We start from the raw sequence: 11,826 nt of genomic DNA on the forward strand, positions 1-11,826 counted from the left end.
GTTCCCGGCGGACCAGGGCGGCCTCCTCGGCGAGCGCCGAGGCGTCGTCCGGAACGACCACCGGCGCCCAACCGGGTGGCAGGTCGGGGAGCCCGTCCGGTGCGCCGCCGTCGCATGGTCCGGGGTCGTCGGGCGTGCCCATGGTCGCCTCGCCTCCCTCGGTCGTCGTCCCCGTCGGCTGCCGTCGTCCCCGTCGGGGTACCGGTGGTCTGTTGCCAGCGTCCCGCACCGGGGGCGCCGGCCGCCAGGGTTGTCGGTGAGGTTCCACCGGGGCTGCGGAGAATCGCAGTGTTCGGCGGGCCCGGAACGGTCGGGCTACGATAAGTGGAGCGCATCGCCCCAGATCCGAATTTCTACCGACCCGGCCACGGCTGCCTGTGGTTCACCCATCACAGAGCGTGTTCAAATCATCGATTTGACTACGTGTCAAGCTGAAGAAATACCTCTCACAGGGCCCCTGAGCTGCGCTAACGATCAGGCCTGCGATGGGACATTGGTGCCTGAGCGTGTTACCCTAGACACAGCGAAAGGGGTTTCGAACCTATGGTTTTCAGTGTCGGCGAGACCGTTGTTTACCCCCACCACGGGGCCGCACTCATCGAGGCGATCGAGACTCGGGTGATCAAGGGCGAGCCTAAGCAGTACCTCGTTCTGCGGGTTGCTCAGGGTGACCTCACCGTCCGGGTGCCCGCCGAGAACGCCGAGATCGTGGGCGTTCGTGAGGTGGTCGGCGAAGAGGGCCTGGGCAAGGTCTTCGACGTTCTCCGGGCTCCGCACACCGAGGAGCCGACCAACTGGTCGCGGCGTTACAAGGCCAACCTGGAGAAGCTGGCCTCCGGTAACCCGCTGAAGGTGGCCGAGGTCGTCCGCGACCTGTGGCGCCGGGAGCGGGAGCGGGGACTGTCGGCGGGTGAGAAGCGGATGCTCGCCAAGGCCCGTGACATCCTGGTCGGCGAGGTCGCGCTCGCCGAGAAGAGCACCAAGGACGAGGCGGAGACGTTGCTCGACAAGGTGCTCACCGAGGCCTGAGTCGACCGGCATCACCATCCCCACCCCGTTCCAGACAAGTCCGAGGACCGCGACGTGACCGTGCAGCTCAACCCGCGCGGTGACGTCGCGGTCCTCGTTCCTGCGGCCGGTGCCGGGGTACGCCTCGGACCGGGTCGCCCCAAGGCGCTCCGCCTGCTGGCCGGCGAGCCGCTGCTGGTGCACGCGGTGCGCAGGATCGCCTTCGTGCCCTCGGTGCGTACCGTCGTGGTGGCCGCCCCGGCCGACGAGGTGGACGCGGTCCGCGAGTTGCTGGCCCCGGTCGCGCCGGTGCAGGTCGTACCGGGCGGTGCCGAGCGGCAGGCGTCGGTGGCCGCCGCGCTGGCCGCCGTACCAGCCGGACCGGAGATCGTCCTGGTGCACGACGCGGCCCGGGCCCTGACCCCGCCGATGCTGATCGACTCGGTCGCCGCCGCGGTCCGCGCCGGCGCCGCCGCCGTCGTTCCCGTCCTGCCGATCGCCGACACGGTCAAGGAGGTCACCGGCGACGACGTGGTGCTCCGCACGGTGGACCGGTCCCGACTGCGGGCGGTACAGACCCCGCAGGGCTTCCGCCGGTCGGTGCTGGCCGCCGCGCACGCCGCCGCCGCCGACCCGTTGACCGACGACGCCGGACTCGTCGAGCAGTTGGGCGAACCGGTCACCTGCGTTCCCGGCTCGGAGCACGCCTTCAAGATCACCAGACCGTTCGACCTGTCCCTCGCCGAGCACCTGCTCGCCGAGGCCCGCAGGCAGCAGACCCGGATCGTCTGCCCCTGACCGGTACGGCCCGACGCCGGGCGGTGACCCGCCCGGACCGGGTCGGCACGCGGCGTACCCTCTCCTCATGATCGTTCCTCGGGTGGGCATCGGGACCGACATCCACGCCTTCGACGCCGACCGGCCCTGCTGGCTGGCCGGGCTGCACTGGCCGGACGAGCCGGGCCTGGCCGGGCACTCCGACGCCGACGTGGTGGCCCACGCGGCCTGCAACGCCCTGCTCTCCGCCGCGGACCTCGGCGACCTGGGTTCGAACTTCGGGGTGGCCGAGCCGGAGTGGGCCGGCGCCTCCGGGGTGACCCTGCTCACCGAGACCGCCCGCCGGGTCCGGGCCGCCGGCTTCGAGATCGGCAATGTGGCGGTCCAGGTCATCGGGGTACGCCCCCGGATCGGTACCCGCCGGGCCGAGGCACAGCGGGTGCTCGGCGAAGCGGTCGGTGCCCCGGTCAGCGTCTCCGGGGCCACCACCGACGGCCTCGGGTTCCCCGGCCGGGCCGAAGGGCTGGTCGGCATCGCCACCGCCCTGGTCTACCCGACCCCGGCCCCGTCGGCCTAGGCTCGCCGGGTGTCCAGCGACGCCACCTCCGACCAGTCGGCCACCGACGGGTACCTCCAGCGCGCCCAGCTCCTCGCCGAGTTGGGCCGGTACGACGAGGCCGCCGCCGAACTCGGCTACGCCATCGCGCTCGACCCGGCCAACGCCACCGCGTTGACCATGCTGGCCCGGGTGCACCTCGCCGCCGACCGGCCGGACGCGGCCCTGGAGAGCGCCGACGCGGCGGTCGTGGCGGCCCCGTCCCGGATCGACCCGCTGGTCGCCCGGGGGCTCGCCCTGACCGACCTGCGGCAGTTCAAGGAGGCGGCACGGGTCGCCGACGAGATCCTCGCGCTCGGTCCGGACGACGCGTACGCCCAGCGCAGCGGCGCGGCGATCCTGGCCGGGGCGCGGAACGGGCAGGCGGCACTCAACGCGGCCTGGCGCGGGGTGGAACTGGCCCCCGAGGAACCCCAGGCACATCTGGTGCTCGGCCTGGTGGCGGCCCGGCTGGAGCTGTTCGACCTCGCCGAGCGGGCCTACCGGGAGGCGCTGCGGCTGGACCCGGAGCTGGCCGAGGCCCGGCACGACATGGGGGTGATCCGGCTCGACCAGCGGCGGTACGCCGAGGCGCTGGAGCATCTGGCCGAGGCGGCGGCGATCGCGCCGGGCCGGGTCGACGCCGGCCGGACCATCTCCGCCGGGCTGCGCCAACTGGTCGTCTACGGCGCCGGGTACTCGCTGCTGGCCACCGTGCTGGTGGCGTTCCTGGCAGCCGGCAACGGCATCATCTCCCGACTGGCGGCCGGGCTGACGGCGCTGGTCGGCGGCCTGCTGGTGTGGCGCTGGGCGGCCGGCATCCCCAACCTGACCGGCACCATCCTGCCCGGCCTGCTGCGCTCCGACCGCACCCTCGCCCTCGCGGTGTACGCGGTCGCCGCCGCACCCGCCCTGCTGCTGCTCTACGCGCTGGTGGGTACGCCGTGGCCGCTGGTGCTGGCGATCACGGTGGCCGCCGTCGCCGAGTTGGCGGTGCTGGCCCGCCCGGTGGCCCGCTGACCCCGGACGGGGCGGTTCAGCGGCGGGCCCAGGTCCAGGCGTACCCGGTGTCCTCGCAGCGCTGGGCCGCCTCGCAGAGGTCCAGCGGGCGGAAGGTGTCCACCATGACGGCCAGCTCGTCGAAGAAGTCCGCACCGATGGCCCGCTCGACGGCCCCGGGCTGCGGGCCGTGGGTGAACCCGGCCGGGTGCAGCGAGATGGAACCCTGCCCGATGCCGGAACCGCGCCGGGCCTCGTAGTTGCCCCCGGTGTAGAAGAGCATCTCGTCCGAGTCGACGTTGTGGTGGTTGTACGGCACCGGGATGGCCTCCGGGTGGTAGTCCACCTTCCGGGGTACGAACGAGCAGATCACGAAGTTCGGGCCCTGGAAGGTCTGGTGCACCGGTGGCGGCTGGTGGATCCGACCGGTGATCGGCTCGAAGTCGTGGATGGAGAACGCCCACGGGTAGAGGTGACCGTCCCAGCCGACCACGTCGAACGGGTGGTGGGCGTACGTGTAGCGGGTCCAGGCGGTGCCGTCGCCGCCCGGACGACCGGTCCGGGCGCGGTGCCGGACGTACACCTCGACGTCGGTGCCGTCGACCAGCAGCGGCTCGTCCGGCCCGCGTACGTCCCGCTCGCAGTAGGGGGAGTGCTCCAGGAACTGGCCGCGTACCGACAGGTACCGCTTGGGCGGGCCGATGTGCCCGGTCGCCTCGACGGTGAGCAGCCGGACCGGTTCGGTACCGGTCGGTACCAGCCGGTGGATCACCGAGGTCGGGATGATCACGTAGTCACCGGCGGTCGCCGCCAGCACCCCGAAGGTCGACTCGACGCGTACCGTGCCGGTCTCGACGTACAGGCACTCGTCGCCGACAGCGTTGCGGTAGAGCGGGGACGGCCGGTCGGCCACCGCGTACCCGATCCGGACGTCGTCGTTGGCGAGCAGGTACTGCCGGCCCAGCACGGCGTCGGCGGAGCCGGTGTCCAGCTTGTGGGTGCGCAGGTGACGGGGGGTGAGCGGCAGGTTCGGCACCCGGCTCCAGGCGGGTGCGGCGAACTCCTCGGCCGCGACGATCGCGGTGGGCAGGTGCCGGTGGTAGAGCAGCGACGAGTCGGAGGAGAAGCCCTCCTGCCCCATCAGCTCCTCGGCGTAGAGGCTGCCGTCGGGCTGACGGAACTGGGTGTGGCGTTTGCGCGGCACTTCGCCGACCTTGCGGTAGTACGGCATTCTCGCCTCCCGTTTGTCCCGGTCACCGGTCGCTGGCGTCCGATAATCGGACAGTGTTGTCCGTTAGTCGTAGCGTCCCGTAAGTTCTCTGTTCGTGTCAACGCAGGTACCCCGGCTCCTCGCCGGACTCGTGGACGACGCCGCCGTGTTCCCCCCGGGCAGCGCGTCGCTGCCCGACGCCGTGGCCGCGCACCGCCGGCAGCACCGGGTCGGCTGGTACGCCGACCTGGTCGGACCGCTGCTGGTGCCCGCCTCCGCGGTGACCGCCGGTGAGCTGGACAGCCTGGTCGGGCCGGCCGACCGCAGCGCCCCGGAAGATCCGCTGGTCATCGGCCTGATCGGGGACACCGGCATCGACCAGTTGCCGTTCGCCCTGTCGCTCCTGGCGTCGTTCGACGTCCGGGTCCGGCAGATCGAGGTACCGGTGGCCAAACGCAGCGAGGACCCGCAACCCGGGCTCGCCGCGCTGCTCGACCTGGTGCCGCGCCTACCCGACGGGCTGGACGTCTCCGCCGAGGTGCCGCTGACCTGGGGGCTGATGGAGGCGCTGGACACCATTGCCGGGGCCCGGGCGGCCGGGATGCCGGTCGCCGCGAAGTTCCGTACCGGTGGGCTCGCCGCCGAACTCTTCCCCACCCCCGCCGAACTGGCCGCGGTGATCTGCGCCTGCCGCGACCGGGACCTGCCGTTCAAGCTCACCGCCGGGCTGCACCACGCGATCCGGCACATCGACCCGGAGACCGGGTTCACCCACCACGGCTTCGTCAACGTGCTGGCCGCGACCCTCGCCGCCCGCGACGGCGCCGGTACCGTCGGGGTCGCCGAACTGCTCGCGACCACCGACCCGGCCCGGGTGGTCGAGCCGGCCCGGGCCCGGCGCGACGAGCCCCGCCCGCTCTGGATCGGGTACGGCTCGTGCAGTGTCGTCGAACCGCTGACCGATCTGATCCGGCTGGGGCTGGTGAACGGAGGATACGAACAGTGACCTGGGTCGAAGGTGCCGCCGGTTCGCCGTACGGGGTGCACAACCTGCCGTACGGGGTGTTCCGGCACGACGGGCGGGAACCCCGGATCGGGGTACGCATCGGCGACCTCGTGCTGGACCTGGCCGGTGCCGAGGCCGCCGGGCTGGTCCTGGCCGCCGGAGCGCTCGGGCAGCCGACGCTGAACGCGTTCCTGGCCCTCGGCCGTCCGCAGTGGACCTCGGTCCGGCAGCGGATCGTCGAGCTGCTCACCGGTCCGGAGCACCGGTCGGCCGTCGAGCCGCTGCTCGTACCGGTGGCCGACATCGAGCTGGTGATGCCGTTCCAGGTCGGTGACTACGTCGACTTCTACTCCTCGGAGCAGCACGCCTCGAACGTCGGGCAGATCTTCCGGCCCGGTCAGCCGCCGCTGCTGCCGAACTGGAAGCACCTGCCGATCGGCTACCACGGCCGGGGCGGCACGGTGGTGGTCTCCGGTACCCCGGTGACCCGGCCCTGCGGGCAGCGCGCCACCCCGGACGGCCCGGTGTTCGGCCCCTCGGTACGCCTCGACATCGAGGCGGAGGTCGGGTTCGTGGTCGGGGTGCCCTCCGCGCTCGGCGAGCCGGTCGGCGTGGACGACTTCGCGCAGTACGTCTTCGGCGTCGTACTGGTCAACGACTGGTCGGCGCGGGACATCCAGGCATGGGAGTACCAGCCCCTCGGCCCGTTCCTGGGCAAGTCCTTCGCCACCTCGGTCTCCGGCTGGGTGGTACCCCTCGACGCGCTCGCCGACGCCTGGACGCCCGCCCCGGCCCAGGACCCGCCGGTGCTGGACTACCTGCGTGACGTCCCGCACCTCGGGCTCGACCTGCGGCTGACGGTGAGCTGGAACGGCACGGAGGTGGCCCGACCGCCGTTCGCCGGGATGTACTGGACGCCGGCGCAGCAGCTCGCCCACCTCACCGTCAACGGTGCCTCGGTGCGTACCGGTGACCTCTTCGCCTCGGGCACCGTCTCCGGCGAGCGGCGCGACCAGGTCGGATCGTTCCTGGAACTGACCTGGGGCGGGCAGGAGCCGGTGCAGCTCGCGGACGGGCAGAGCCGGACCTTCCTCGCCGACGGGGACACGGTGACCATCAGCGCCACCGCACCGGGCCCGGACGGCACCACGGTGGGTCTGGGTGAGGTGACCGGCACCATCCGCCCGGCCCGCAGCCAGCCCTGATCCGCTGACCGTCCGGCCAGGGGCGGCCTGACCCGTGCCCGTTGCGGTGCGGCCGTCCGTCGTGCGCGGCATTCCTTCGGTGCCGTCCGTCGTGTGCGGCGTCCCTGGTGCGCGGCATTCCTTCGGGCCACCCCTACCCGTCTGCACGCGCTTTGCTCTGCTTCAGCGACGGCAACACTTTTACCGCCTGGTTGTTTCCCCCGCTGAAGCAGCGCAAAGGCGCTGATCGAAGGGCGTGCACCCCGGACTGCACGCATACCTGGAGCAGCTCGACAGCGGGTGGGACACACCTCGGTCAGGGGCGGCCCGTACCCCCGTCCCGTCCCGGACCGGTGCGCTCCGGGCGGTGCCAGTGCAACTGGAGCGGGCGGCCGGCGTCCGCGACGATCCGGTGCAGCCAGCGTCGGACCAGATCGCGGCGGCGGTCCGGATCGGCGTGCGGACGGGCCACCCGCCGGGTCCGCCAGGCCAGCGGAGCGTACCGGGGCAGCCCGCGCAGAACGGTGTCCGCCACGGTCCTGACCACCTCGGTCTCCACCCCGACCGCCGGCACCGGCCGCCGCCCGCACCCCCCGTCGCAGCGGTAGTAGCGCCCGACCCCCACCGCGCCGGTCGGCCGGTCCAGCGGCACCATCGGCATCCCGCAGCCGCACCAGATCAGCCCCCAGAGCAGATACGGTGTGGGCAGACCCGGGCTGTCCCACCAGGAGCCGGGCGTGGTGGAGCTGTCGGTTCCCCGCCGCATACGCTGACCGCCTTCCGTGTCGGTGGGCCGGCCCCCGGCCCGCACGCTGTGGCGCTGTCCATGGCTGCGGAACGCATCCGAGTCTGTGGCATTGCGGTGTGCCACGCAATTGTCACGCACAGATACGCACACGTGGATCCGCGCGCGCAGATACGACAGAAGATCCGCCCGGACCGCCGTGTGATCGCACCCGCTGTCCGTCGACCACGGTCCGCATGCTCCGTTGATCGACCCGGATCCCCGATGGACCGGCGGCGGCCCGAGCCGGCCGGATCCGGGACGGGATGCCTGAACCTGTCACGGAGGTACTGAGGTGAACGGATTTCCCGGCGCTGTCTGGCGCACGAGCTCCCGCTCCAACGACCAGGGGCTCTGCATCGAGGTGGCGGACAACCTGATCGACACGGTCGGTCTGGTCGGGGTGCGCGACTCCAAGGACGTCAGCGGCCCTGCGCTGGCAGTCAGCCCACCGGGCTGGGCGGCGTTCGTCGCCGCGGTGCGGTCGGGACAGTTCGGCGGCTGAGCCGGCCGGGCTCAGCGACTGACTGACCGGCCACGGGTGCCGGCCCCGCTCCGGCACCCGTCACGATCCCGGTACCGTCCGACAAATCCCGTACCCTCACCGCCCCGACCGTCGTAGGTTGGACGGCACGGGAGGTGTCATGTCGACGGTGACCGTGACCCAGCTCATCGAAGCCCCGGCCACCGACCTGTGGCGGGCGCTCACCGAAATCACCGACCGCGTCGGCCGGTTCTCCGCCGTGCACGGCGTGGAACTGCTGACCCCCGGCCCGTTCGGCGCCGGTACCGTCTGGCGCGAGGTACGTACCCAGCCGGACGGCAGCGCCTCGGTCGAGGAGTTCCTGGTGGTCGAGAGCGTGCCACCGCACCGGCTCGTCCTCACCTCGGCCGGGACCGGTGCCGACTACCGCATCACCTACACCCTCACCGGATCGCGGCCCGGCCGGCGTCGACCCTGCACCACCGTCACCGTGGTTCAGGAGTCCGTGCCCGCCGCCCGGTACGGCCGGGTGCTCGCCCTGATCCTCGGCGGACTCGCCGCCCGTACCGTCGAAGGGGCGCTCCGCCGCGACCTCGACGATCTCGCGTCGGCGGCCTGTTCCCCGGACCTCGGGTCGGCGGCGGCCTGACCTGCCAGTGATCCGACCGTCCACCCTCGGTAGGGTGCGGGCGGAGGTGTGCATGGGGTTCGGAAAGGGACGGCGACGGGTCGTCACGCTGGTCGTGGCGGTACTCGCCGTCGGGCTGGCCGCCGTGGTCGGCTACCGGGTGCTGGCCCCCGCCGAGGTGGTCACCGTCGCCCGGGCCGGTTATCCGCCCGCCCCGGACCTGACCCCCCGGGTCGTCGGGCGCCAGCCGACCGCCCCGCTCCTCGTCGACGGCCGGCTGCGGGTGCACGCCGCCACCCGGCAGGTCTTCGCCGACCAGCCCGCCGACCTGAAGAACCGCACCACCCCGTTCTGGTCGTACCGGCGCTGGCCGGCGGAACTGGTCGGGGTGGTCGCGGTGGGCAGCACGGTGGTGTCCCGCTGGTCGGACGGCCAACTGGTCGCGTTGGACGCGCGTACCGGCCGGGTCGCCTGGCGGGCGTCCGGGCCCGACCCGGGGCAGGGGTACCCGGCCCGGCGCACCGGCGCCGCCGTCGTGTGGACCCCGACCGGGCTGCGTACCGGGGTCACCACGGACGGCCGTCTCCTGCTCGTCGTCGCCGCCGCCGGCGAGCTGCGCGGGTACGACCCCGGTACCGGCCGGGAACTCTGGCGGGCCGCTGTCCGGCCCGGCTGCCACGGTGACCCGCTCACCACCGTCGGCGCCCGCCTGATCACCGTGGACACCTGCGCGACCCCGCAGGTGGCCGAGTTCCGTGACCCGGCGACCGGTGCGGTCCTCGACCGGTGGCGACCGGAGGACGCCGGCTCCGCCCTGACCGTCGACGGGCTCGGCTGTGCCGCCTACCGGTCCCGGTGCGCCGGAATCCGTACCGCCGACACGGCCGGCCTGCGTACCGGGGAGGAGGGCGCGCTGCGGACCGTCGACGGCTCCGGCCGGGGCTGGCTGGTCGACACCCCCGAACCGTTCCCCACCGGCGCACTGAACCCGGCCGAGGTGGTGCTCGCCGACGGTACGGCGGTCTCCCGGGACGGCGGCGCGATCGTCGCCCGGTCGGCGCGTACCGGCGCGGAGATCTGGCGCCGGCAGGAGACCCCGGGGGCGCGCATCCTCGCCGCCCAGCCGGGCCGGGTGCACATCCGGACCGAGTCCAACGACCTGCTGACCGTGGACCCGGGTTCCGGTGCCGAGTTGTCCCGCTTCCCGTTCACCGTCGGCCGGGACGGCACCGGCTGGGCCACCGGCCTGGTCTCCGCCACCGGCGGCTTCCTCGCCGTGGAGCGGCTCAACCAGCCGGTGGCCCCGGAGGCCGAGGACCGTCGCTACTACCTGACCACCGAGCCGGTCATCCTGGCGGTGACCTGACCCGGGGAGGCCGCGCTCAGGCGAGCGCGGCCTCCGCCGCCGCCAGGAAGGCGTCGTTCTCCGCCGGGGTGCCGATGGTCACGCGTACCCCGTCTCCGGCGAACGGTCGGACGATGACGCCCCGCGCCTCGCAGGCCCTGCCGAACTCCACCGCGCGGTCGCCGAGCGGCAGCCAGATGAAGTTGGCCTGGCTGGCCGGTACGTCGGGGACCAGTTTGCGGACCGCCTCGGTGACCCGCTCCCGCTCGGCGATCACCAGGTCGCAGCGGCGGCGTACCTCGTCGGCCTGGGCCAGCGCGGCCAGCGCACCGGCCTGCGCGGCGGCGCTCGCCGAGAAGGGGGTGACCACCTTGCGGATCGCGGCGGCCACCTCGGGGTGGGCGACCAGGAACCCGATCCGCAGCCCGGCCAGCCCCCACGCCTTGCTCAGCGTGCGCAGTACCGCCACGTTCGGCCGGTCCAGGTAGCTCAGCCCGTCCGGGACCTCCGGGTCGGTGACGAACTCCCGGTACGCCTCGTCCAGCACCACCAGGACGTCGTCCGGGATGGCGGCCAGGAACCGGTCCAGCTCGGCCCGGCGGACCGCCGTGCCGGTCGGGTTGTTCGGGTTGCAGACCAGCACCAGCCGGGTCCGGTCGGTCACCGCCGCCGCCATCGCGGTCAGGTCGTGCCCGTGCCCAGTGTCGTTCGGCACCCGCACGCTGGTCGCGCCGCTGGTCGCCGCGATGATCGGGTACGCCTCGAAGGAGCGCCACGCGTAGACGACCTCGTCGCCGGGCAGGCAGGTGGCCCGGACCAGGTGCTCGGCCAGCGCCACCGACCCGCAGCCGGTGGCGATCCGGTCGGCGTCCACGTCGTACCGCTCGGCGAGGGCGGCACGCAGGGCGACGACCCCCATGTCCGGGTACCGGTGCACCCCGGCGGCGGCCTCGGCGACCGCCTCCACCACGCCGGGCAGCGGGCCGTACGGCACCTCGTTGCTGGCCAGCTTGATGGCCTCCGGCAGGCCCAGTTCCCGGGCCAGGTCGGCCGGGCTGCGGCCGGGTACGTAGGCGGGCAGCGCGTCGAGGTCGGCGCGGGTGAGCCGCAGCGGGGACTGGCTACGTCCGGGGTCGGTCATGACGCATCTCCGGGGGTGTGCGGGCGGTGATCGGGTTGGCTCGGTACGGGCCTGCCGGGCAGTTGCACCACCACGGTCTGCGCCCGCTTGTCGTGCAGTGCCTGCCGCAGCGGCCGGTCGAACAGCGGTGAGACCGCGTCGATGAGTTGCAGGACCAGCCCGAGTCCGCAGCAGTACCAGAGCAGGGTGGGCAGGCCGAGGGTGTTCCAGCGGCGGAACGACCGGCCGAAGCCGACCGCCGGGTCCTCGCCGAGGGTGACCACCTTGATGCCCAGGATCCGCTTGCCGAGGGTCTGACCCCGGTTGGCGGTCGACGGCACCTCGTAGGCGAACCAGAGCGCGGTGGCGATCAGCAGGATCGCCACCTGGAGGCCGCCGGCCTGGTCACCCGGCTGGGGGAGCCCCTCGGTGGAGGAGTTGCCGGCCAGTGAGCGGCGCCAGATCTCCCGCCAGACCGGGGTGAACTCCTCGATGAACTGCCACACGAACCAGCCGTTCACGACGGCGTTCAGCAGGAACACGGCCCCGAAGTCGATCAGCCGGGCGCATCGACCGATCGCCGGACACTGCTCCGCCTGCTCGGAGTCGGCGCCGCCGCCACCCTGGGCGGCGGGACCCTCGCCGGTTGCAGCAAGGAGGCCGGAAGCAAGGGCACCGCGACCCAG

Annotated in this window: 13 protein-coding genes; 9 read left to right on the top strand and 4 right to left on the bottom strand. The window is 73.1% G+C overall.

From position 1 onward, the window contains the following. Positions 1-543: 543 nt before the first annotated feature. From GSF22_RS22950 to GSF22_RS22965, 4 genes are all read left to right on the top strand, one after another. Positions 544-1,029, top strand: a complete 486-nt coding sequence (locus GSF22_RS22950) for a CarD family transcriptional regulator (RefSeq protein WP_007073334.1) — start codon at positions 544-546, stop codon at positions 1,027-1,029. A 54-nt stretch (positions 1,030-1,083) separates the two neighbouring features. Next, the gene (gene ispD / locus GSF22_RS22955; RefSeq protein ID WP_208815803.1) at positions 1,084-1,806 is read left to right on the top strand and encodes a 2-C-methyl-D-erythritol 4-phosphate cytidylyltransferase; all 723 of its coding nucleotides are present in this window, start codon (positions 1,084-1,086) and stop codon (positions 1,804-1,806) included. Between the two features lie 67 nt (positions 1,807-1,873). Continuing rightward, positions 1,874-2,362, top strand: a complete 489-nt coding sequence (gene ispF / locus GSF22_RS22960) for a 2-C-methyl-D-erythritol 2,4-cyclodiphosphate synthase (RefSeq protein ID WP_208815804.1) — start codon at positions 1,874-1,876, stop codon at positions 2,360-2,362. 9 nt (positions 2,363-2,371) lie between these two features. Continuing rightward, positions 2,372-3,400 carry a tetratricopeptide repeat protein gene (locus GSF22_RS22965; protein ID WP_208815805.1) on the top strand — a complete coding sequence of 343 codons (1,029 nt, stop codon included), beginning with the start codon at positions 2,372-2,374 and terminating at the stop codon, positions 3,398-3,400. A gap of 16 nt (positions 3,401-3,416) precedes the next feature. Here GSF22_RS22965 and GSF22_RS22970 read toward each other — a convergent pair whose 3' ends face one another. Continuing rightward, entirely contained in the window at positions 3,417-4,610 is a 1,194-nt protein-coding gene (locus GSF22_RS22970; protein ID WP_208815806.1) for a homogentisate 1,2-dioxygenase, read from the bottom strand. A 94-nt stretch (positions 4,611-4,704) separates the two neighbouring features. Between GSF22_RS22970 and GSF22_RS22975 the strand changes: the two genes are divergently transcribed. Next, positions 4,705-5,595, top strand: a complete 891-nt coding sequence (locus GSF22_RS22975; RefSeq protein ID WP_208815807.1) for a hypothetical protein — start codon at positions 4,705-4,707, stop codon at positions 5,593-5,595. Continuing rightward, entirely contained in the window at positions 5,592-6,800 is a 1,209-nt protein-coding gene (fahA, locus tag GSF22_RS22980; protein WP_208815808.1) for a fumarylacetoacetase, read from the top strand. Before GSF22_RS22975 ends, fahA begins: the two co-directional genes overlap by 4 nt. Positions 6,801-7,095: 295 nt before the next feature. Here the strand turns inward: fahA and GSF22_RS22985 are convergent, their stop codons facing one another. After that, on the bottom strand, positions 7,096-7,545 hold the full coding sequence (locus tag GSF22_RS22985; RefSeq protein WP_208815809.1) for a zinc ribbon domain-containing protein: 450 nt from the start codon (positions 7,543-7,545) through the stop codon (positions 7,096-7,098). Positions 7,546-7,858: 313 nt separating this feature from the next. Between GSF22_RS22985 and GSF22_RS22990 the strand changes: the two genes are divergently transcribed. The 3 genes from GSF22_RS22990 to GSF22_RS23000 all read left to right on the top strand — a co-directional run bounded on the left by GSF22_RS22990 (position 7,859) and on the right by GSF22_RS23000 (position 10,041). Beyond that, entirely contained in the window at positions 7,859-8,068 is a 210-nt protein-coding gene (locus GSF22_RS22990; RefSeq protein ID WP_208815810.1) for a DUF397 domain-containing protein, read from the top strand. A 139-nt stretch (positions 8,069-8,207) separates the two neighbouring features. Then, entirely contained in the window at positions 8,208-8,696 is a 489-nt protein-coding gene (locus GSF22_RS22995) for an SRPBCC family protein (RefSeq protein ID WP_208815811.1), read from the top strand. A 52-nt stretch (positions 8,697-8,748) separates the two neighbouring features. After that, positions 8,749-10,041 (top strand): outer membrane protein assembly factor BamB family protein, encoded by a 1,293-nt coding sequence (locus GSF22_RS23000; RefSeq protein WP_208815812.1) that lies wholly within the window; start codon positions 8,749-8,751, stop codon positions 10,039-10,041. Positions 10,042-10,057: 16 nt separating this feature from the next. On the opposite strand, the gene hisC is transcribed toward GSF22_RS23000, so the two are convergent. Beyond that, positions 10,058-11,161, bottom strand: a complete 1,104-nt coding sequence (gene hisC, locus GSF22_RS23005) for a histidinol-phosphate transaminase (protein ID WP_208815813.1) — start codon at positions 11,159-11,161, stop codon at positions 10,058-10,060. Next, a partial coding sequence (locus GSF22_RS23010; RefSeq protein WP_244368272.1) for an RDD family protein occupies positions 11,158-11,826 on the bottom strand: 669 nt, incomplete at its 5' end. The genes hisC and GSF22_RS23010, both read right to left, overlap by 4 nt.

Origin of the sequence: Micromonospora echinofusca (genome assembly GCF_017614955.1) — a bacterium.
In the GTDB taxonomy this organism is placed as follows: domain Bacteria; phylum Actinomycetota; class Actinomycetes; order Mycobacteriales; family Micromonosporaceae; genus Micromonospora; species Micromonospora echinofusca_A.

Coding starts and splice junctions, on each gene's coding strand:
- hisC (WP_208815813.1), bottom strand. CDS start 11,161: ATGACCGACCCCGGACGTAGCCAGTCCCCGCTGCGGCTCACCCGCGCC.
- GSF22_RS23000 (WP_208815812.1), top strand. CDS start 8,749: ATGGGGTTCGGAAAGGGACGGCGACGGGTCGTCACGCTGGTCGTGGCG.
- GSF22_RS22985 (WP_208815809.1), bottom strand. CDS start 7,545: ATGCGGCGGGGAACCGACAGCTCCACCACGCCCGGCTCCTGGTGGGAC.
- GSF22_RS22950 (WP_007073334.1), top strand. CDS start 544: ATGGTTTTCAGTGTCGGCGAGACCGTTGTTTACCCCCACCACGGGGCC.
- GSF22_RS22995 (WP_208815811.1), top strand. CDS start 8,208: ATGTCGACGGTGACCGTGACCCAGCTCATCGAAGCCCCGGCCACCGAC.
- ispF (WP_208815804.1), top strand. CDS start 1,874: ATGATCGTTCCTCGGGTGGGCATCGGGACCGACATCCACGCCTTCGAC.
- GSF22_RS22970 (WP_208815806.1), bottom strand. CDS start 4,610: ATGCCGTACTACCGCAAGGTCGGCGAAGTGCCGCGCAAACGCCACACC.